General features: G+C 62.5%; 18 protein-coding genes and 1 tRNA gene. 5 read left to right on the forward strand and 14 right to left on the reverse strand.

Features of this window, described 5'->3' with window-relative positions; all coding sequences use genetic code 11:
* Positions 1 to 15 precede the first annotated feature (15 nt).
* Together hrcA and DFR45_RS08020 are read left to right on the forward strand one after the other, a co-directional pair.
* On the forward strand, positions 16 to 1,032 hold the full coding sequence (gene hrcA, locus DFR45_RS08015; protein WP_114483173.1) for a heat-inducible transcriptional repressor HrcA: 1,017 nt from the start codon (positions 16 to 18) through the stop codon (positions 1,030 to 1,032).
* A gap of 49 nt (positions 1,033 to 1,081) precedes the next feature.
* Positions 1,082 to 1,158: transfer RNA gene (locus DFR45_RS08020), tRNA-Ile, on the forward strand.
* Between the two features lie 191 nt (positions 1,159 to 1,349).
* Here DFR45_RS08020 and DFR45_RS14350 read toward each other — a convergent pair.
* The 12 genes from DFR45_RS14350 to DFR45_RS08075 form a co-directional block, all read right to left on the reverse strand.
* Positions 1,350 to 1,607 (reverse strand): hypothetical protein, encoded by a 258-nt coding sequence (locus tag DFR45_RS14350; protein ID WP_144686934.1) that lies wholly within the window; start codon positions 1,605 to 1,607, stop codon positions 1,350 to 1,352.
* 91 nt (positions 1,608 to 1,698) lie between these two features.
* Positions 1,699 to 1,875: a hypothetical protein gene (locus tag DFR45_RS14505; protein WP_158636981.1), complete on the reverse strand. Its 177-nt coding sequence runs from the start codon at positions 1,873 to 1,875 to the stop codon at positions 1,699 to 1,701.
* A 208-nt stretch (positions 1,876 to 2,083) separates the two neighbouring features.
* A complete protein-coding gene (locus DFR45_RS08025; RefSeq protein ID WP_114483174.1) occupies positions 2,084 to 2,500 on the reverse strand; it encodes a putative PDDEXK endonuclease in 417 nt (138 codons plus the stop codon).
* Positions 2,488 to 3,219, reverse strand: coding sequence for a 3'-5' exonuclease family protein (locus tag DFR45_RS08030; protein ID WP_114483175.1), 732 nt, complete (start codon positions 3,217 to 3,219; stop codon positions 2,488 to 2,490). Before DFR45_RS08030 ends, DFR45_RS08025 begins: the two co-directional genes overlap by 13 nt.
* 10 nt (positions 3,220 to 3,229) lie before the next feature.
* Positions 3,230 to 3,862 (reverse strand): phage replication initiation protein, NGO0469 family, encoded by a 633-nt coding sequence (locus DFR45_RS14690; protein WP_241659372.1) that lies wholly within the window; start codon positions 3,860 to 3,862, stop codon positions 3,230 to 3,232.
* A gap of 207 nt (positions 3,863 to 4,069) precedes the next feature.
* Entirely contained in the window at positions 4,070 to 4,690 is a 621-nt protein-coding gene (locus DFR45_RS08040) for a hypothetical protein (protein ID WP_144686935.1), read from the reverse strand.
* Positions 4,687 to 6,582 carry a DUF927 domain-containing protein gene (locus DFR45_RS08045; protein ID WP_114483177.1) on the reverse strand — a complete coding sequence of 632 codons (1,896 nt, stop codon included), beginning with the start codon at positions 6,580 to 6,582 and terminating at the stop codon, positions 4,687 to 4,689. Before DFR45_RS08045 ends, DFR45_RS08040 begins: the two co-directional genes overlap by 4 nt.
* Positions 6,575 to 7,477, reverse strand: a complete 903-nt coding sequence (locus DFR45_RS08050) for a toprim domain-containing protein (RefSeq protein WP_114483178.1) — start codon at positions 7,475 to 7,477, stop codon at positions 6,575 to 6,577. Before DFR45_RS08050 ends, DFR45_RS08045 begins: the two co-directional genes overlap by 8 nt.
* 482 nt (positions 7,478 to 7,959) lie before the next feature.
* The gene (locus DFR45_RS14355; RefSeq protein ID WP_144686936.1) at positions 7,960 to 8,601 is read right to left on the reverse strand and encodes a hypothetical protein; all 642 of its coding nucleotides are present in this window, start codon (positions 8,599 to 8,601) and stop codon (positions 7,960 to 7,962) included.
* Between the two features lie 97 nt (positions 8,602 to 8,698).
* Entirely contained in the window at positions 8,699 to 8,992 is a 294-nt protein-coding gene (locus DFR45_RS08065; RefSeq protein ID WP_114483181.1) for a helix-turn-helix transcriptional regulator, read from the reverse strand.
* The gene (locus tag DFR45_RS08070; RefSeq protein WP_241659473.1) at positions 8,979 to 9,299 is read right to left on the reverse strand and encodes a type II toxin-antitoxin system RelE/ParE family toxin; all 321 of its coding nucleotides are present in this window, start codon (positions 9,297 to 9,299) and stop codon (positions 8,979 to 8,981) included. Before DFR45_RS08070 ends, DFR45_RS08065 begins: the two co-directional genes overlap by 14 nt.
* A 41-nt stretch (positions 9,300 to 9,340) precedes the next feature.
* Complete coding sequence (locus DFR45_RS08075; protein WP_114483183.1) at positions 9,341 to 10,669, reverse strand: tyrosine-type recombinase/integrase; 1,329 nt, start codon at positions 10,667 to 10,669, stop codon at positions 9,341 to 9,343.
* A gap of 417 nt (positions 10,670 to 11,086) precedes the next feature.
* Between DFR45_RS08075 and DFR45_RS08080 the strand changes: the two genes are divergently transcribed.
* The gene (locus DFR45_RS08080; RefSeq protein WP_114483248.1) at positions 11,087 to 12,403 is read left to right on the forward strand and encodes an HD-GYP domain-containing protein; all 1,317 of its coding nucleotides are present in this window, start codon (positions 11,087 to 11,089) and stop codon (positions 12,401 to 12,403) included.
* Positions 12,400 to 14,472 (forward strand): putative bifunctional diguanylate cyclase/phosphodiesterase, encoded by a 2,073-nt coding sequence (locus tag DFR45_RS08085; protein WP_114483184.1) that lies wholly within the window; start codon positions 12,400 to 12,402, stop codon positions 14,470 to 14,472. The genes DFR45_RS08080 and DFR45_RS08085 overlap by 4 nt, the downstream gene beginning before the upstream one ends.
* Positions 14,473 to 14,838: 366 nt before the next feature.
* Here the strand turns inward: DFR45_RS08085 and DFR45_RS08095 are convergent, their stop codons facing one another.
* Both DFR45_RS08095 and ppsR read right to left on the reverse strand, forming a co-directional pair.
* Positions 14,839 to 15,657, reverse strand: coding sequence for a sulfite exporter TauE/SafE family protein (locus DFR45_RS08095; RefSeq protein WP_114483249.1), 819 nt, complete (start codon positions 15,655 to 15,657; stop codon positions 14,839 to 14,841).
* A gap of 375 nt (positions 15,658 to 16,032) precedes the next feature.
* On the reverse strand, positions 16,033 to 16,857 hold the full coding sequence (gene ppsR / locus DFR45_RS08100; RefSeq protein WP_114483186.1) for a posphoenolpyruvate synthetase regulatory kinase/phosphorylase PpsR: 825 nt from the start codon (positions 16,855 to 16,857) through the stop codon (positions 16,033 to 16,035).
* Between the two features lie 189 nt (positions 16,858 to 17,046).
* On the opposite strand from ppsR, the gene ppsA reads away from it, so the two are divergent.
* Positions 17,047 to 19,437, forward strand: coding sequence for a phosphoenolpyruvate synthase (gene ppsA / locus DFR45_RS08105; protein WP_114483187.1), 2,391 nt, complete (start codon positions 17,047 to 17,049; stop codon positions 19,435 to 19,437).
* Positions 19,438 to 19,507: the final 70 nt, after the last annotated feature.

The raw sequence follows: 19,507 nt of genomic DNA on the forward strand, positions 1-19,507 counted from the left end.
ATCATCAAATCCGCCATGCTCGATGACCGTGCCAAGTTGTTGCTCAAAACCCTGGTCGAACGCTACATCGCCGAAGGCCAGCCTGTGGGCTCGCGCACGCTCTCGCGCGCCTCGGGGCTGGACTTGTCTCCGGCCACGATCCGCAACGTCATGGCCGACCTTGAAGACCTCGGTCTGATCGCCAGCCCCCACACCTCGGCCGGCCGCGTGCCCACGGCGCGCGGCTACCGCCTGTTCGTGGACACCATGCTCACCGCGCAGTCCGAGCCCCTTCCGGCGCCCGAACTGCCGCCCGAGCTCCCCCCCGAACAGCCGCAAAAAGTCATAGCAAACGCGGCGCAGCTGCTCTCGAATTTGTCGCAATTCGTCGGTGTAGTGCTGGCCCCGCGTCGCGCCTCGGTATTCCGTCAGATCGAATTCCTGCGCCTGTCGGAGCGGCGCCTGCTCGTGATCATCGTCTCGCCCGAAGGCGACGTGCAAAACCGCGTGATCTTCACCGACGTGGACTACACCCAGTCGCAATTGATCGAGACCGCGAATTTTCTCAACGCCCACTATGCCGGTCTATCGATGGATCAGGTGCGCGAAAAGCTCAAGTCCGAGGTGGAATCCCTGCGCGGTGAAATCGCTGCGCTCATGCAGGCCGCGGTGAACGCCAGCTCCGAAGCCTTGAGCGAAGCGCAGGAAGAGGTCGTGATCTCAGGCGAGCGCAACCTCCTGTCCGTGAGCGACTTTTCTGCCGACATGGAGCAATTGCGCCGCGCATTCGCGCTGTTCGAGCAAAAAACGCAAATCCTGCGCCTGCTTGACATCACCAACCAAGCCGAAGGCGTGCGCATCTACATCGGCGGCGAAAGCCAGGTCGTGCCCTTTGAGGAGTTGTCGGTAGTCAGTGCGCCTTATGAGATCGACGGCAAGGTGGTGGGCACCCTGGGCGTGATCGGCCCCACTCGCATGCCCTACGACCGCATGATCCAGATCGTGGACATCACCGCTAAACTCGTCTCGAACGCCCTGAGCCACCGCCCCTGAGGCACTACAATAGCGCTCTTTTCGCCCGCCCGGTTCAGCGGCGGCATACGGGGCGTTAGCTCAGTTGGTCAGAGCAGAGGACTCATAATCCTTTGGTCGTAGGTTCAAGTCCTACACGCCCTACCAATAAAATCAAGCACTTAGCGCGGTTTTGCTACATCCTTCGTAGCAAGCACTTTTCCCGATGTAAGCGCCATGTAACCGACAACGGCGTAGGGTTATTCGGTTCGGCTTGGTCATGGTGGTTTGCACCAGGGATGCGCAGGCACAAAAAACCCGGCACGGTGGCCGGGTTTATGGTGGTGGTCAGCGGTGGGCTATGCTGCAACTTCCTCGTATGGTTTGAGGATGCCTTTTTCCCTCGCCCATTCGATCAGAGTTTCCTCCGACCATCCGCTGGCAGTGACATAGTTGCCGCGCACATCCACAAAATAATAGTCGCCTAGCTCCGCGTGGGCGCTTGTGCCCTGTCGGCATCGCTTGAGAGTATCTCCATCATGGGTTTCAGCATAGCGCTTGCAGCGGGCCTCGAGCGCTCGAAGGCTTACCTTCACTTTTCCTTCGGTTTCGGTCATGGGTGCTCCTTCTTGGTTGTGCACACAAGCATATTATCACATAAACATAAATTATCAAACGCACAAATACACAAGCGCAATGTTTGGCGTCTCACTCGCGCGCCAGCAGCGCATGCACGCACTCGAGGGGCGGCAATGGGGCCTCGCGCGGTAGCCGAGCGCGGTGCCAGGGACGCAGCAGTTGCATGTGAACGTGCCGCACCACGCGATGCGTCGCGGCCACGCTCAGGCCGTGCAGCGCTGCAATCTGGCGGACGGTGCGGCCCATAGCCCGATCAGCGCGCATCGCTGCGTTTCTACGTTCTCGGGCGGCTTGGCTTGGTGCTCGTGGCATTTTTCGTCAGTACCTTGTGGGGCCACTACCTACCCAAAGCGCGGGGGTCGAATTACCCGCGAGGTGGGAGGTGGGGAAGTACCTTTTTTGCAGCCGGGCATGGTCGCGCCGGGCCGGGCGGTCAGGCCCAGCCCTTGCCTCGCTACGCGCTCAGCAAACTCAAGCGCCGGCACAATCGCCACCAGGTCAGCAAGTCGCCCATGACTGCATCATCGAACGACGTGCACGGGGTGCGCAGCTCGGGCAAGATCGCCCACACGGGCCACACGGGCCACACGGCGCGCCATGGCTGCCGGTCGGCTCGGAAGCAGAGCAGCGGGATGGTGCCCTGCGCGTTCGCCTGCGTCACGGCCTGGGGCCACCACTCGCGGGCGACCAGGGACAGCGGCGCAGAGCGCGCGCGCTTGCTTTCGATGCACCAGTCGGGCAGGCCCACCAAGTCAGAGTCACCCGCATGCTGCCGGACACGGCGGGCAATGCGGCGCCCGGTCAGTTCGGACAACAGGGCGGCAAGCTCGCGCTCGCCACTCTGCCCCTTGGTGCGGCTCAGGCTGCCCATGGCTCGCACCCCTCGCCGGTCATGACGCGCCACGCGCTGCGCACAGCCTGCACGTCGCGGGCGCAGTATTCGGCAATCTCTGTGTGGCGCCCAGCAAGCCAAAGATCGAGGACTGCGGCGCCGGTGGTGCCGTCGGCTTTCGGGCTGGCAACCCCAAGCGCCCGGCAAAGACGGTCGAGGCTGATTTTGTCGCGCAGGCCAGCGAACAGCACCATGGTGTCGCCGTAGTCCCTGCCAACCCGCGCCAGTGGGCCGGGCATCCAACCGGGCAGCTTGATGCGGCTCACCCAGAGTCTGGCGCGCAAGAAGGGCAAGTCGAACCCGCCGATGTTGTGGCCCACCAGGTGCGGGCGCACGCCGTCGAACCATGGCGCGGCAGGGTCGCTCGGATCAGGACGGCGGGCTTCCAGCAGCGCGTTGATCGCCTTGAGCGCGCGCAGCAGAAAATCGCGCTCAGACTCTTCGAGCGTGCGCACCACGGCCACGGCGTCGGCATCGTCAAGTGCGAATCCTACGCAGCAGACTTCGCCAGCGGCGGGATCGAGCGCTTGCCGACGGTAGGCGTCTTCGACGGCGGCAGGGCCGGACTCAGCCCACCAGGTCGCGATGCTGTCTTCGCGCTTCAGCGTGCCAGGCGGGCGCACGGATTGCCGCGCCTGCTCGCGGGCGTCGGGGTGCTGGGATGGGACGGTTTCCAGGTCTATGTGCAAGATCGTCATGGCGGCCGCCTTAGAACGGAATGTCCGAATCCATATCGTCGAAGCCCGACGATGCTGCGGCCCCAGCCTGGGCAGCAGGTGCGGCAGCAGGTGCAGCGCGGCGGGTCAGCTCCCGCCACTCGGGGCTTGCCTCAATTTGCTCGCGCAGCCGCTGGGGCAGCAGCGGCAGGTCTTCGCCGCAGGTCGGGTCGGACAAGTTGAAGATCACGGGTGCAATGACGGGCGGCGGGGGCTGCATGCCCCTGGGCAGGGGCGATATGCCAAGGATGTTTGCGTACTCCCGTTCGCCGCGCTGCACGTGCACCAAATTAAGCAAGGCGGGCGCGTTGATTAGCTTCTCAACGTCGAACCCGGTCAACTCCGTGGGCGAGAATGGGCGCCCGCGCCAGCTTTCGAGGAGGGTGCGCAAGGCGGATTTTTTGTGCAGGCTCGCCGTGAACCTTCTGGACACGGTGAACGGTTCGCCGTCGCTGCGCAGCTCGGCAAGCTGCCAAGTCAGCAACAGCTTGCGGGCGCTTTTGGTTTCGCCGTTGAAGTCTGATTGCTGGGTGCCAAGATCGACGATGCGCGAGCATCGGGCGGGCTGGGGGCCGCTGGGCGGCAGTTCAAAGGTTGCGGTTGAATTTTCTGCAATGGTCAGCATTGGGTGCCTCTTTGGATTGGTTGATGCGGTGCTCGGTCTGGGTTCGGTCTGTCGCGGTCGGGTATCTGGTGCGGCGCCAGCTCGCGCAGGCGGCGTCGCGCGCTTGGTACTGGTGCAGTGGGATCACGTGCATGGGGTCGGTCGCGGCGCACACGTGCCGGTCAACGTGCGCCAGCTTGTGGTGTGCGCACGATGCACACGGGCGGCTCATGCTTCGCCCCAGCTCGGGCAGCGCTGCAACGTCGCCACCAGCGGCTCGCGCATCCCGCCTGGGGCATGGCAGCGCCACGCGCCGGGCCTGCCGCGCAGGTGGCGGCACTCAAGGCACAGCCGCCTATCGTCGCCGTCGCGGTCGCGCAGCAGCAGCGTGTCGGCCATGCGCCCAGCCTCGTGGTCAGGCAGCCCCAGCCGCTCGAAGCGCTCGCAGCGCTGCGCCATGGTCGCCAGCTCTGCATCGCTCGCTGGCGCGTGATTCCATGACTTCGGCGCCTGGGGCTTGGCGCTGTACGCCGGGCACGTGGCGGCGTGGCCCTCGGGCGGCCACACGATGCCGAAGTGCTCGCGCAGGCCAGCCGCTACGGGCTGCGAGCAGGTCGCATAGGGCAGGCGGTGGGCGCAGTCTGCGCAGGCGCGCACGCAAACATCGGGCGCAGTTTGCTTTGTGCGCTCTGGTGGTGTTTCAGGTGTATCAGGTGTGCAGCCCAATGTTTGCGCGGGTTTCGCCTGATACACCGGGTTTTGCGCAGGTGTATCAGGTGTATCGGGTGGGCCTACTGGCGCAGGTTGCGCGGCGGCGGTGCGGGCCGCAAGGTAGTCGGCGAGGCTCATTGCGCGCCCTCCACCAGCTTCGTCGGGTCGATCACGTACACGCGCACGCCACGGCCATCGATGCGCCGGAAGACAGAGCGCTTGCCATCCGCACCAGGCGCAGGCAGCGCGCCCACGGATGCAAGAACATCCGTCACCAACTTGGTGTCGAAGCCCTTGGCAGCCTCGGCAAGCCCGCTCGCGGTGAACAAGTAGCGCACACCATCGCCGGTGCTTTCGCGCCAGCCTGCACGGTCGGGAATGGGCCGCGCATCTTCTGGCGCATCAAGGCCTTGGAACCGTGCGGCACCGTAGCGGTCGAGGAACGCACCCACGGCGGCAAGCACTTTGCCGCGCTCATCGTTTTCGGCGGTGCCGCCTCGTGCCTCGTGCCACAGTTGCAGCGCCAGCCCTGCGGCCTCTACAGCGTGCCCCTGGGGCCACGGGGTCAGGCCGTACTCAATCGCCAGCTCGCCCGCAAGTGCGATCAAGGCCAGCCGGGCGGCGGCGCGCTTGACCTGACCTTGTGCGCCAGGCGGATTGAACTCGGGCAGCGCCTTGACGGCTTCGAGCGCCTGCCCAAAGTCGCGTTCGTCGTGCGCCAGGCGGTCGAGGAGGGCGCGGCCTGCGGTGCCATAGTTTTCGGCGGCAGCGGTTTTGAGCGCGTCGGAAAACGCGCGGCCATCGGCGTGGCCGTGCAGCGCATCCCACGCTCCATACTGGCGCGCCACGGGAATATCGAGCAGGCGCACGGCCTGCCCAGCCTTGGCACGCTGCCCGCCTTCGAGCATGGCCGTGGCAAGGGTCTTTTCGCCGGTCGAGAGAATGCAGCAGCGCCAGTGCCGGACGGTGCGGGCGGCGCCGGTGCGCGTCGCGCGCTGCTTGCCCGTTCCGTTTGTGAGCGCGTAGGCGATCAGGCCGATCTCGCGCGGCTCGCATTCTGATATTTCGTCGAGCGGAAGCAGGCAGTCGTTCGACAGTGCGGCGGCGCCCTCCATCCCGTTCGCCGTGCTGCGCCAGCTACGCCGAAACTCGGGGCCGCCCCACACGGAACGCGCGGCATCAAGGCACGATGTTTTGCCGGTCGAGGATTCGCCCACCAGGTGCACGCCGCCACCTTCGGCATGCACCTTCGCCAGCAGCGGGCCAGCGAAGGCCGTCGATAGCGCCAGCACGAGCATGGGGTTGTCCTGCGCCAGCGTCGCCACCGAATCGCGCCAGGCCGTGAGCGTGCCCTTCTGCGTGAAGGCGTGTTCTGCGGCTTCTTCGGCTTGGAACACCACGGTGTCAGGCGTGGGGCCGATGGTCGCGTCGGGCAGAACGAAGTTTTTCCCGTGCCAGCCGACGGACAAAGCGCAGGTCACGCGGCGCTGCGGCGTTTCGCCCTGCAAATACATTGCAAGGTGGTTCTGCGCAGCCGGGTTGATGCGCAGCCCAGCCGCCAAAAGCTCGCCGCGCAGCTCGTCGCCGCGCCCAGCGAGTAGGCGCATGGGCATGGCCCACGTCTTCCAGCGGCCTAGGGTGTTCTGGAACCTGAGCAGGCGGCCAAAGCTGCCCTCGCGCACGTCGGACAAAACGGCCTCGACGTGTAGCGGGTCGCACACCCACGTTTGCGCTGGGCGGACAAGCGGGGTCTTCGGCGTGCCCACGTTTTTCATGAAAAAGTGCCACACGCCGGGCCGCTGGCGCTTGTCTTCGGCGTCAGTCCACCAGGTGCCAAAAACCCGGTAGCAGGGGCGATCCTCTTCGCCTGGGACTTGCGGCGCTGCGCCTGATACACCAGATACACCAGCAGATTCGGCGGTGTATCGGGAGGAACCCGCGCCAGTGCTTGCCTGCACACCTGATACACCTGAAACACCTTCGCGTGTATCACTGCGATCAAAGGTCTCGAAAACGACGTGTTCATCCATGGCGCCCCTCCGTTTCCAGGAACAGCGCCAGGTCGGCAAAGTCGCTCAGTTCCAGCGGCGCACCTGCGGGCCACGCCGGACGGGCGAGCGTGCCGCCTACAGCGCTGGCGGCTTCGCGGGCTTTGACAAGGCCGGGGTTTCCAGGCGTGCAGCGATCATCGTCGGCACACAGAACCAGTTCTGCACCTGGGAATCGCTGGCGCGCGGCCTGGGCCACGTGTAGCAGGTTCCCGCAATCGAGCGCAGCAAGCACGGCGGCACCGGGAAAGAAGTGCTGCGCCACGGCCATCGCGGTAGCCCAGCCCTCGGCAACGGCGATCAGCTTGGGCGCTGCAAGGTCGCCCACCACGTGAATGAAGTGGCCGGTCTTCGCCATGCCGGTGGTGAAACGCTTCTCGCCACTGGGGGCGATGAATTGCAGCCCGTGAACGGCGCCGTCGAAGTCCTGCACGCAGAGCGCCAGCCGGTCGCCATCCTGCCGCGCAAGCCCTGGGGGGATGCGCTTTTTCAGCAGGTAGGGATGAAGCGGCTCTGCGGGCGGCAGGGATGCCCACTTGCGCGCTGCGCGCTCTGCGGCAGCTTGCCGGGCCTGGGCTTCGGCCTGAGAGCGTTGCGCCTGCATGGTGCGCACGCGCTCGCGGTGGGCGACCTCTTCGGCAGCGGTCAGCTTGCGGCCTATGTCAGCGCGCCAGCTTTGCCAGCCCAACCCGTCACGGTGGTTTTGCACGCCACCAGCCGGGATGCCGTCAAGGTGTAGTAGATAGCTGCCATCGCTGCGCCCATGCTTGCCCACGGCGTCGCAGCGGTGAATTTTCCCGTCCGCGATTATTTGGCCGGGCGGTATCAACCCGCGCGCTTCGAGCACGCGGCGGAATTGGTCGAGGTAGGCATTCATGCGCAACCTCGCATTCCAATTGCCACGGCGCAAAACACTCCAATTTGAAAACCCACGCTTGCGAAAACGAACGCAGTCGTTACAATCAGGTCTTCAGTCGGATTTTTGGAAACCGTTATTGCCGCCCATAGCCGGGCGGCATTTTTTTTGATTGCTCGCATGGCGGCGCTCCAATCAGGCAGCGCCCAGCAGTTTTTTCAGCTCGGCAGTGGGCCAAAGCAGGCGGCCATGCAGGCGAATGGGCCGGATGGGGCCATTTTCAAAGCACGCCCACAATCGCAATGTCTGCGGCTTGCGCCCCAAGTGATATGCCGCGCACTCGGTCGGTACGGCGTGGCGGGTTTCATTCGCCAGCGGGGGATATTCTTGCACTCGCATCGGTAGTCCTTTCCGTCAATTGGTGTTGACGGATGGAATGTGCCGATGGGCGCAAGGAAAGTCATTGCACCTGCAATGGTGGGCGTTGCAGTTGCAATGCTGCGCTATTTGTTTTGAAGCGCTCTGTTGGCTTCTGCAAACTTCCCGTCGGTGGTGCGCTTGGGTAGGGCGTATTCGTCTTCCAGGTACGCGACAAGCTCGGCTTGGGACTTGAAGGGGCCTTTGTCCATGATGGTTTCCAGCATGGCGCCGATGAGCACCAACAGCGTTTGGCGCTCGCGCTCGCCCAGCTCTGGTTTTGGTTTTGGCAATTCGCCAGCATGGGCGCCGATGCGGTATTCGCGCTCAAAGCGGTCTAGCTCTTCGCGGACTATGACCAGGTCTTTTGCGGTGAATATCTGCGGGGGGTCAAAATCGAATCCCACGTCCCCAACCAATGCTTCGTCTCCCGAAACCGGGGGAAGCACAATATATGGCCTGCAACCATCGCCAAAAGCGCCGCGTAAATCTTCTGGCGTCAAGCCCAGCGGCAACATGGTTTCAGTCCATTGGTTTGGCGTGTTTTTGGTGGCGCTCTTTTCACGCCAGGCAATGCAAATCTTTCGCGCGGGTCTTACCGATATTCGCAGCGCTTCATTCTCGCCATAATCAATCAGGTCTTCAATTGTGCAGCCCCATCGCCGGGCAACCTCTTCGAGGGTGAACCAATCTCTTTTGGGTAGCTGGGGGCGGTCTTTGTCGCTCATGGTGCGTCCTGCGCGCAACCTGCATTCGGGTGCCAGCGCCAGGCCGGGGCAGGAACCCGGCTTTTCACCCCGTCGGGCTAGGCGCTGGCGAAACGGGTCACGCCGTCGCTGCGTCGCTCTGTTCGATGCGCAGGCGCAGCTTGCCGCCCACGGCCTGGGCGAATCGCTCCACGGTGCGCAGCGATGGCAGGGCGCGGCCTGATTCCATGCGCGCCACGGCGCTTTGCGTGGTGCCCATGCGTTGCGCCACGTCGGCTTGGGTCAGCCCTGCGCGGGTACGCGCTTCGATCAGCGCGCGGGCAATGGCGTATTCATCGGCCATGGCATCAAAGGCGGCTTTGGCCTGGGCATCGGCGAGCAGCTTTTCTTCGAGGGCGTCAAGGGTTTGCATCGTTCATCCTTCGCATGCGCAGTAGCGCGGTGTCAATGGCACGTCGTGGCGTTTTCTCGGTCTTTTTGGTGAAGACGTGCAGCACGGTCAGCCGCTGCCCAGCGCGTGCCACATAGACGGCGCGGGCGATGCCATCGCGCCCGTGCATGCGTATCTCCCACAGTTTGCCTTCGAGCGGGCGCACGTGGGGCATACCTACGTTCAGCGGGCCGAATTCGATCAACAGCCGCCGGATATGCACAAAGCGGGCGCGAATGTCAGGCGGTGTCGCCAGCAGCTCAGTTTCTGCCTCGGGCAGCAAGTCCACTATCCACGCCATGATGTTATCTTTTTTTTGCTATTCATGGATCACTGCACCACGCGCAGGCGCTGCGCGTCTTCCTGGGGCTGGGCGATGCCTGCGGCCTCGAGGATGGCGCCCTCGATCTTGGTGTGCCACATTCGCAGCAAGTCCAGCGGGCGGGCGCGGTAGTGCTTTTCGGCAATGGCGCTCGGCTTGTGCCCCATGATCTGCGCGACTACGCCAGTCGGTGCCTCCACCCATTCTGCGAGCGTGCCAAAACTGCGGCGCAGCCCGTGCAGGGTGACGTGGGGCACGCCAGCGGTGGCACACGTCCTTGTCAATTGGTGGTTCGGGGACGTGATAGGGCCGTCGGTGCGGGCCGTCATGAATACCCACGCGCCACGACGCGGCAGCGCTTGCAGCAGGGTGGACACATAGGGCGTCAAGGGGATGGTGCGCTCACCCTCTACCTTGTCACGGATGCGCATGCTCTTCCAGGTGAAGTCCAGGTCTTCCCAGCGCAGGTCGCGCAGCTCGCCGGGGCGGGCGCCGGCCAGCAGCAGCGCTTGCAGGTAGGCGGCAATGGCCGGTTCTTGCTGGCGCGCGGCGGCGAACCAGGCGGGCAGTTGCTCGCGCTGTAGCGCATCGCCTTTCGCCTTTGGGGTGCCCAACTGCTCGCGGGCCTTGCGCGACTTGGCTGCATTGGCGTCTTTGATGGCGGGGCCGTAGTCGGGATGTGCGGCGCACCAGCTGACGAAGGAGCGCAGCAGGCGCAGCCCCAGCCGGGCCACGGTGGGGCGCTCGGGCGCGTGGCGCTTCGCCCAGCCCTCCACGGCGGCGGCGGTCAGGGTGGACAAGGGCTTGTCCAACAGCTCGCGCAGCGGGCCGGGTGCGGTGACGCCAGGGCCGCCCTTGCCGCGTGTTTTGGGTTCGCCGCCAGGCGCCACCATGGCGCGGTGGTCGCGGTAGTGCAGAGCGCCCCATGCGGGCTTGCGCTCTTCGCAGTAGGCGTCCCACACGTCAAGCGCGCGCACCTGGGCGGCTTGCTGTAGTGCACGGGCAGCGGCGGCTTGCTGCGCGCGCTCGCGCTTGACTTCGCGCGGGTCGTGCCCTTGGTCTATCTGCTGGCGCAGCTCGCGCGCTTTTGCGCGTGCCTGGGGCAGGGGCCAGGTGCTGGGGTGGCCGATGGTGACGCGCAGCGGTGCGCCGTTTGCACGGGCCTGAAAGATGTAGGACGCGGCGCCGTTGCTGGTAACGCGCAGCCCCAAGCCGGGCGCGTCGGCGTCCCAAAGGAACGCCTGGGCCTTGCCAGGCGGGCAGGTGAAGTTCGCCACGCGCGCGGCGGTGAAATTGATCTTGTCCACGGTGCTCGCCCCTTTCCATGTAATCGCCATGTAATCGCTGTGTAAGCGGATTCTATCGAAAAAGGCGAATCTTTATCAACGATAACGCTTGAAGTGTGTGCTGCAACTCGTTGATTTACTAGGGAAACGTCAACATCGGTCAACAGGGGCAAAAGTGGGGTTGAGCGGACTCATAATCCTTTGGTCGTAGGTTCAAGTCCTACACGCCCTACCAATAAAAAATCATTAGCGTGAAATCTCTTCCGCCAAGGCTCCAGCTTCTTCTGGCTGGGCTTTGCCATGGTGCAAGAAGGCCGGTAATGCTCGCCCCTGGCAGCCTGTCTGGGAGCTGAGCAGTTACGTATTGCGCTACATTTTTTGGAGTTGACTCTCTTATTCTCTGTGCGCAGAGGTCATAATTTGTGAACAATGTACGGCAGGGCGCAACGATAGGGCCCATTGTTTACAGTGACTTCTTCCATTTACATCGACGTCGATCAGCTTTGCATCGGCATGTTCATCCAGTTGGAGGTGGGCTGGATGAATCATCCTTTTCCGGTGAATAGTTTTCGCATCGCGTCGGTGCAACAAATCGCCACCTTGCGCGACCTGGGGTTGACGAGAGTTCGCGTCATCCTGGACAAATGTGATGCCGATGTCCGTCGCGCATTGGCAACATCGGAGCAAAAGGAAGTGCCCTCTACGGTGACGGAGTCTGGCGGGCCAGTAGCTGCGCAGCCTGCAAGCGCGGACGCTTCCTTACCCGAGGCGATGCGTCTGGCGTTGCTGGCGGAACAAAATCGTCGCCTGCTGGAGTGTGACCGGCGCTTTGCGCAAGCAACCCGTGAATATGTCTCGATCGAACGCACGGTGCGGGAGCTCCCTGCGCATGCCTGTGCGCAAGCCCAAAAGTTGGTGGCCGAGTGTGTCTGTGGCCTACTCGCCCAAGACGAGGTGGCCATCCGTCTCTTGTCTGAGGGGGCTGGCGAGCGCGCAGCGCTCCACCCGGTCAATGTGATGGTCGCAAGCTTGCTGCTCGGGAAAGCCTTGGGTCTGCAGAGTACGGCGTTGCAGGAGCTGGGCATGGCCGCTTTGCTGCACGATGTGGGCAAGATCACCCTGCCCCCAAAATACCGGCACCCGCTGCCCACGATGACACCGGCAGAGCGTGCGCAGTACGAGGGGCACGTGCGTGCGTCGGTTGCCTTGGCCCGCAGCATGGGGCTTCCCGATGCTGCCGTGATTGCGATAGCCCAGCACCATGAGATGGCCGATGGCAGCGGGTTTCCCAAGCGGCTCAGTGGCAGTGAACTTGGGCGCGTGAGCCAGATGCTCGCGTTGGTGAACCATTACGACCGGCTCTGTAATCCGGTGCGCGAGGCCGATGCCCTGACCCCGCACGAAGCCTTGGCTTTGATTTTCGCGCGGCGCAAGGCATGTTTTGATGAGATGGTGCTGGCCGCTTTTGTTCGCATGATGGGGGTGTACCCACCGGGGTCGGTGGTGCAACTGGCCAATGACCGTTACGCGCTCGTCGTGTCTGTGAATTCGAGCCGACCTCTGCGCCCCAAGGTGATCGTGCATGACCCGCAAGTCCCCAAGGAAAAGGCGCTGATTCTGGACTTGGAGGCAGAACCAGAGCTGAGCATACGCCGCAGCCTCAAACCGGGCCAACTCCCGCGCGAAGCATTGGACTACCTCTCACCCCGTAAAAAGATTTGCTACTTTTTTGAGCGCGCGGTATCGCTGGAGGCGGTGCAAGGGCAAGAGGAGGCCACGCAATGACCCTGCAGGTGGAAAAGTCCTGGATTGACCCTTTGCAAGAGGCCGTCTGGCTCGTCGATGCGAAATCCTTGTGCATTGTGCAGTCAAACGAAGCGGCCGCGCGGCTGCTTGGGTGGTCCTGTGACGAAATGCGGGGGATGCCGGTGTTGCGCCTTGCTGTCACGCCCGAGGATCAGGCGTTTTGGGGTGGCACTGCAGAAGAAATTGCGCGGGGAATCGACTCCTATACCCATGTGCTGCGGGCCGACGGCGCATGGGTAGCCGTGGCGCGCCGGGTGGCGCCCTTGCAGGCCTTCGACGGCAGCGGTTATTTGGTGCTCAGCATGCTCGATCGCACGGAGCAGGAGAACACCGAGCGTGAATTGGAAACCCTGCTGGCCGAGTTGCGTGCCACGCTCGATTCGGCTGCGGAAGGGATTTTGGTGTGCGACCTGCAGGGCCGCATTCGCGCTTTCAATCGGCGCATGGCACAAATCTGGGATATTCCCGAGCGATTGTTGGTGGAGCGCAATGACCAGGCGGTGTTTGCGCACATGGCAGCCCAGGTCACCGACAAAAAGGCCTATAAAAAACGGCTTGCCGAGCTGGTCAAAAACCCAGAGGCGCAAGCCTGCGACGTTCTGCATTTGCGCCATGGCACCGTAGTCGAGCGTCTGGTGGTGCCGCAGTTGCAGCGCGGCGAACTGGCGGGGTGGGTTTATTCTTTTCGCGACATCACACAGCAGCAGGCTGATCGGCAGCGCATTCAGGAGCTTGCCTACACCGACGCGCTGACGGGGTTGCCCAACTACCTGCAGTTTGCGCAGCGGGTAGAGGCCGCTATCCAGGAACCTTCTGAAAAGGCGTCGCGCTTTGCCATTGTTTTTCTCGATCTGGACCGCTTCAAGATCGTGAACGATTCCCTGGGGCATTCCTTTGGCGACAGGGTGTTGCAACTGGTGGCCGAGCGTATCGCAGCCTGTCTGCGTCAGACGGATATGCTGTGTCGTCTGGGCGGGGACGAGTTCTTGCTTTATCTGCACGAGGCCGATGCGACCGCAGCAGAAGGTGTGGCGCGTCGCATCCTGGAAAGCATGCTGCGTCCCTGCGAGCTCGACGGCATGGGCTTTTCGGTGATGTGCAGCATGGGCATTGCGTTATATCCACAAGACGGCTCCACGCTGGATGAACTCATCAAACAGGCAGACACGGCGATGTACCGTGTCAAAGACCGGGGGCGCGGCAACTATAGCTTTTACCAGCCGCAGATGAACGCGCATCTGCTGTCACGCATGAAACTGGAGCATGCGATGCGCCAAGGGCTGGAGGCGCAGCGGTTTTTTGTGCACTATCAACCGCAGGTGTGTCTGGCTACGGGTGGTATCACGGGGGCCGAGGCTTTGCTGCGCTGGAATGATCCCGAGCTTGGGGCGGTGTCGCCCGGGCAGTTCATCCCTCTTGCAGAAGAGTCCGGCTTTATCGTTGTTCTGGGCGCCTGGGTCATGGAGCAGGCAATACGCGAAGCATCGCAGTGGATGCACGCTGGACGCCCGCTTGTTGTCTCCGTCAATGTTTCGACACTGGAGTTTCGTCAGCCGGATTTTGTCGAACGCGTCACACGGCTGCTCGCAGTGCATCAATTGCCTCCTTCATTGCTGGAGCTCGAACTGACAGAATCGATTATGTTGCAGGACGCAGTGGAAATGGAGCAGCGGCTGCAACAACTGGCTGAGCTTGGGGTCAATCTGGCCATCGATGATTTCGGCACCGGCTATTCCAACCTCGCTTACCTCAAAAAGCTGCCTATCCACAAACTCAAGATCGACCAGTCTTTCATTCGCGGCCTACCTGACGACGAGGGCGATATGGCAATCGTGCAGGCCATCGTGGGCATGGGGCAGGCCCTGCACATCGAAGTGGTGGCGGAAGGGGTGGAAACCATCGCTCAGCGGCTGGCATTGCAGCACTTGCACTGCGGTCATTTCCAGGGTTTTTTATGTGCACCGGCGCTATCCGCCAGAGAATTCTGGCAAAGGCTCGCGCACCCTGGTGCAGCGACGCAGGATGCGCATGCCGATCCATTGTGCTGACTTGCCGGCTCTAGTGTAGTGTTCGACGCTATCTGCGACATAAAACCGCGTCTTTTCGGCCTGGGCCGCGTTGCAAATCCTCGCGATACCACCCGGTATCGCTGCGGTTTGCGCCTTGCCCAGACCAAAAATCCATCGGTTTTATTTGTCGCATCAAGCATCAAACACTACACTAGCAGCCTGTCGGACTTTGGAATCGTCGGCTGCGAATGTGCCGCAGCGTTTCATTTTTTACCGGCTTCTTGCCCCATAGTCCCGCTATGGGGCAAGAAGCCGGCAAAAACTGGCCTCGCCGGGGCCCATTCTCGCTATCGACGCCCAAAGTCCGACAGGCTGCTAGGCGCAGCTTGCATCATTGTTCCGGTTTCAGGCTGCGGCCAACCCCTTCCAGAGCATGTAGGCCGCAAGCCCCAGGAGCAGACTCGCGAAGATGCGCTTGAGTTGCGCCACCGGCAGTTGGTGCGCTGCGCGTGCGCCCAAAGGGGCCGTAAGCACGCTGCAGGCAGCGACGAAGACGAGTGCGGGCAGCCAGATATAACCGAACGATAGGGCCGGCCGGCCAGCGACGGACAGGCCGCTAAGCACGTAACCCAGGACGTTCACGATCGCAATCGGAAAGCCCAGTGCGGCGCTGGTGGCAACGGCGCTGTGGATGGCGACGTTGCACCAGACCATGAAGGGCACGCTCACGAAGCCGCCGCCAGCGCCGACCAGCCCGGACAGGAAACCGATCATGCCCCCCGCCAAGAGCTGTCCGGCCGCATCCGGCATTTGCCGGGTGGGAGAAGGTTTTCTGTCCGCCCACATGCGCATTGCGGAGAAACCCACGAACAGGCTGAAAAGGATGGCCAGCCATGATCCCTTGAGCAGGCTGAACGCGCCAAGACTTGCGAGCAAGCCCCCCAAAACGATGCCGGGTGCGAGCCTCAGCACGATGTCCCAGCGCACGGCGCCGTGCCGGTGGTGCGCGCGCACGCTGGACAGCGAGGTGAACGCGATGGTCGCCATGGAGGTGGCGATGGCCATCTTGACGGCCAGATCGGGGTTGACCTGCTGGCGCCCCAGAAGATAGGTCAGCATGGGCACGAGCAGCATGCCGCCGCCTATGCCCAGCAGGCCGGCGAGGAACCCTGCGACCAGACCGAGGGCGCACAACTCGAGGATCAGGAAGAGTGAAAGGTGCATGGATGGGGAGGCGAGAGCGCTTTGCGGCGCCATCCCAGCTGCGCTGAAAAGGTGTCTGCAGATGCCACCGAACCGGCATCCTGAACCGGGGGTTCAGGGGGGCGAGGGCAGCCAGGCGTTGGGTTCATCTGACGCGAGACGATCACGCTCGCCTGGCAATGTACCAAGCCCGTGCTCCAAGAGCATTGGTTCAAGGAAATATAAGGCCCGACAACACTGCAGACCCGGTGATTGTATGGTCTGCGCTTTCCAGATCAAGCGTTGCAGATCAAGCGCAGTGTTTTTTGGAGATTTCCCTTTGGGTTCTAAAATTTACGTGAAATTGGCCTCTAAGGCTTGATAATAAAGCGCAAGTAGCTACTATAAGTATAGCTTTCAGGAGAAGGCGGGTCGTTCCAGTTGCATCTCTTGCAAGATGGTGGTCGCGATTTCTTCGATCGATTTGGTGGTGGTCGAGAGCCAGCGTATGCCTTCGCGGCGCATCAGCGCTTCGGCTTCGGCGACTTCATAGCGGCAGTTCTCTAGGCTCGCGTACTTGGAGTTGGGACGGCGTTCATTGCGTACTTCCGCAAGGCGTTCGGGCTGGATGCTCAGGCCGAAGATTTTTTTGCGATAGGGCAGCAGCGCCTTTGGCAACTGGCGGCGTTCGAAGTCTTCAGGGATCAAGGGGTAGTTGGCGGCCTTGATGCCATATTGCATCGCAAGGTACAGGCTGGTTGGGGTTTTGCCGCTGCGCGACACGCCAACGAGGATGACGTCTGCGTCCGCGAGGTCCTGATTGCTTTGCCCATCGTCGTGCGCCAGGCTGTAGTTGATGGCTTCGATGCGCGCTGCGTATTCGCGACTGCGACTGACGTTGCTGAAGCGCCCGACGCGATGGTGCGACTTGACGCCCAATTCTTGCTCGAGCGGATTGACGAAGGTGCTGAACATGTCAAGCAGCATGCCTTTGCAGTGTTTCTGGATGACTTCGAGCACTTCGGTATTGACGAGGGTGGTGAAGACGATGGGTCTTTTGCCTTGGATTTCACCGCTGTGGTTGATTTGCCGCACGGCTTGGTGCGCTTTGTCTACGGTGTCTATGAAAGGCAGGCGGATGAAGCGGAATTGGATGTCGAACTGGGCCAGGATCGCCTTGCCAAAGGTTTCGGCGGTGATGCCGGTGCCGTCGGAGACGAAAAAAACGGTGCGTGCGTGCATGGGGCTCTTTGAACTGTGGCTGGATGCGGGAGTGTCAGACCTACAATGACAGTCACTCATTATCTTGATTCCCCTTCGCCATGGCTGGCCCCAAATCAAAAAAGAAAGCCGCCATGCGCGAATCCATCGTCAGCGCAGTGGCGGCAGCGTTGGCGAATAGCGCGGTTTTTTAACTTTGGAGCTTTCCACATGTCAGCACTTTTCAGCCCGGATGCCTTGGTCGTACCGTTTGAAAAACTTCGCATGACCGACGTTGCCGTGGTCGGTGGCAAGAATGCGAGCCTCGGTGAGATGATTTCGCAATTGCCGCATGGCGTACGTGTGCCCACGGGCTTTGCCACTACGGCGCATGCCTACCGTGAGTTTTTACGGCACGGTGGTCTCGACCAGCGCATCAATGCCCTACTCGAAGCACTGGATGTGGACGACGTGCGCGCGCTCGCAAAGACCGGGGCCGACATCCGTGCCATGGTGCAGGCGCAGCCTTTCCCCCCCGCGCTCGAGCAGGCCATCGACGAGGCATTCGCGCGTTTGAGTGCCGACAACCCGGGCGCGTCCTTCGCCGTGCGCTCGTCGGCCACGGCAGAAGACCTGCCGGACGCATCGTTTGCCGGACAGCAGGAGACCTTTCTCAATGTCGTAGGTCTTGTCGAAGTCAAGCACAAGATCAAGGAGGTGTTTGCCAGCCTGTACAACGATCGCGCGATCAGCTATCGCGTGCACAAAGGCTTTGCGCATTCCGAGGTGGCCTTGTCCGCGGGCGTGCAGCGCATGGTGCGCTCCGACGTGGGTGCCTCGGGGGTGATGTTCACCATTGACACGGAATCGGGTTTCGAAGACGTGGTTTTCATCACGAGCAGCTACGGGCTCGGTGAGACGGTGGTGCAAGGCGCCGTCAATCCAGACGAGTTTTACGTGCACAAGCCCATGCTGCGCGCGGGCAAAAAGGCGCTGATCCGCCGCAACCTGGGCAGCAAGCTAATCCAGATGGTGTTTTGCACGCCCGAGGAAAAGGCGCAGACGGGCAAGCTCATCAAGACCGTCGAAGTGCCCGCCGAGCAGCGCAACCGCTATTCGATCACCGACGACGAGGTCTTGGAGTTGGCTCGCTATGCGCTCCTGATCGAGGAGCATTATGGGCGCCCCATGGACATCGAATGGGGCAAAGACGGCGTGGACGGGCTGCTCTACATTTTGCAGGCCCGCCCCGAGACCGTGAAAAGTCAGGCCAAAGGCCAGGTGGAATTGCGCTACAAGCTCAAAGGCAAGGGCGCAGTGCTCGTGGAGGGACGTGCGATCGGGCAAAAAGTGGGCACCGGCCCGGTGCGCGTGGTGCACAGCCTCAGCGAGATGGACAAGGTGCAGCCCGGTGACATCCTCGTGACCGACATGACCGACCCGAATTGGGAGCCCGTGATGAAGCGCGCCGCTGCGATCGTCACGAACCGCGGGGGGCGCACCTGCCATGCGGCGATCATCGCGCGCGAGCTGGGCATCCCGGCCGTCGTGGGCTGCGGCGATGCGACCGAGCGGCTCAAAGACGGCATGTTGGTCACCGTGAGCTGTGCCGAAGGTGATACGGGCCGCGTTTATGACGGTTTGCTCGAAACCGAAGTCACCGAGGTGGAGCGTGGCAGCATGCCCGCCATTGCAACCAAGATCATGATGAACGTGGGCAATCCGCAGCTCGCCTTCGATTTTGCCCAGCTCCCCAACGAAGGGGTGGGGCTCGCGCGCTTGGAGTTCATCATCAACAACAACATCGGCGTGCACCCCAAGGCCATCCTTGACTATCCGAACATCGACAGCGATTTGAAAAAAGCCGTGGAATCCGTGGCCCGCGGCCATGCGAGCCCGCGCGCTTTTTATGTGGACAAGGTGGCCGAGGGCGTGGCGACGATCGCCGCGGCGTTCTGGCCCAAGCCGGTCATCGTGCGCCTGTCGGACTTCAAGAGCAACGAGTACCGCAAGCTCATCGGCGGCAGCCGCTACGAGCCCGAGGAAGAGAACCCCATGCTCGGCTTTCGCGGTGCGGCGCGCTACCTCAGCGCAGATTTCGGCGAGGCGTTTGCGATGGAGTGCGAGGCGCTGCGGCGCGTGCGCACCGAGATGGGGCTCGTGAACGTGCAGGTCATGGTGCCCTTTGTGCGTACGCTGGGCCAGGCCGAGCGCGTGGTGCAGCTGCTCGCGCGGCACGGCCTCGAACGTGGCAAGGACGAGCTCAAACTCATCATGATGTGCGAAATCCCCAGCAATGCCATTCTGGCCGAGCGCTTTCTGGAGTTTTTCGACGGGTTTTCGATCGGCTCCAACGACTTGACCCAACTCACGCTGGGACTGGATCGCGATTCGGGGCTGGAGTTGCTCGCGCAGGACTTCGATGAGCGCGATCCGGCTGTCAAAGCGCTGATCCATCAAGCCATCCAAGCCTGCCGCGCGCAGGGCAAATACATCGGAATTTGTGGCCAAGGGCCTAGCGATCACCCGGACTTCGCGCGTTGGTTGATGCAAGAAGGCATTGCATCGATTTCGCTCAATCCGGACAGTGTGATTGCGACTTGGCAACAATTGGCGAGCTGAGTCCCGGCTGCACGTGGGCGCATGCGTGTCTTGACGCGGTGCCCATCTTGACGCGGTGCTGGAAAACCCA

Source organism: Extensimonas vulgaris (assembly GCF_003337425.1).
Lineage (GTDB): Bacteria > Pseudomonadota > Gammaproteobacteria > Burkholderiales > Burkholderiaceae_C > Extensimonas > Extensimonas vulgaris.

Coding starts and splice junctions, on each gene's coding strand:
- hrcA (WP_114483173.1), top strand. CDS start 16: ATGCTCGATGACCGTGCCAAGTTGTTGCTCAAAACCCTGGTCGAACGC.
- DFR45_RS14690 (WP_241659372.1), bottom strand. CDS start 3,862: ATGCTGACCATTGCAGAAAATTCAACCGCAACCTTTGAACTGCCGCCC.
- DFR45_RS08075 (WP_114483183.1), bottom strand. CDS start 10,669: ATGGCGATTACATGGAAAGGGGCGAGCACCGTGGACAAGATCAATTTC.
- DFR45_RS14505 (WP_158636981.1), bottom strand. CDS start 1,875: ATGGGCCGCACCGTCCGCCAGATTGCAGCGCTGCACGGCCTGAGCGTG.
- DFR45_RS08095 (WP_114483249.1), bottom strand. CDS start 15,657: ATGCACCTTTCACTCTTCCTGATCCTCGAGTTGTGCGCCCTCGGTCTG.
- DFR45_RS08025 (WP_114483174.1), bottom strand. CDS start 2,500: ATGGGCAGCCTGAGCCGCACCAAGGGGCAGAGTGGCGAGCGCGAGCTT.
- ppsA (WP_114483187.1), top strand. CDS start 17,047: ATGTCAGCACTTTTCAGCCCGGATGCCTTGGTCGTACCGTTTGAAAAA.
- DFR45_RS08065 (WP_114483181.1), bottom strand. CDS start 8,992: ATGCAAACCCTTGACGCCCTCGAAGAAAAGCTGCTCGCCGATGCCCAG.
- DFR45_RS14350 (WP_144686934.1), bottom strand. CDS start 1,607: ATGACCGAAACCGAAGGAAAAGTGAAGGTAAGCCTTCGAGCGCTCGAG.
- DFR45_RS14355 (WP_144686936.1), bottom strand. CDS start 8,601: ATGAGCGACAAAGACCGCCCCCAGCTACCCAAAAGAGATTGGTTCACC.
- ppsR (WP_114483186.1), bottom strand. CDS start 16,857: ATGCACGCACGCACCGTTTTTTTCGTCTCCGACGGCACCGGCATCACC.
- DFR45_RS08085 (WP_114483184.1), top strand. CDS start 12,400: ATGACCCTGCAGGTGGAAAAGTCCTGGATTGACCCTTTGCAAGAGGCC.
- DFR45_RS08045 (WP_114483177.1), bottom strand. CDS start 6,582: ATGGATGAACACGTCGTTTTCGAGACCTTTGATCGCAGTGATACACGC.
- DFR45_RS08040 (WP_144686935.1), bottom strand. CDS start 4,690: ATGAGCCTCGCCGACTACCTTGCGGCCCGCACCGCCGCCGCGCAACCT.
- DFR45_RS08030 (WP_114483175.1), bottom strand. CDS start 3,219: ATGACGATCTTGCACATAGACCTGGAAACCGTCCCATCCCAGCACCCC.
- DFR45_RS08050 (WP_114483178.1), bottom strand. CDS start 7,477: ATGAATGCCTACCTCGACCAATTCCGCCGCGTGCTCGAAGCGCGCGGG.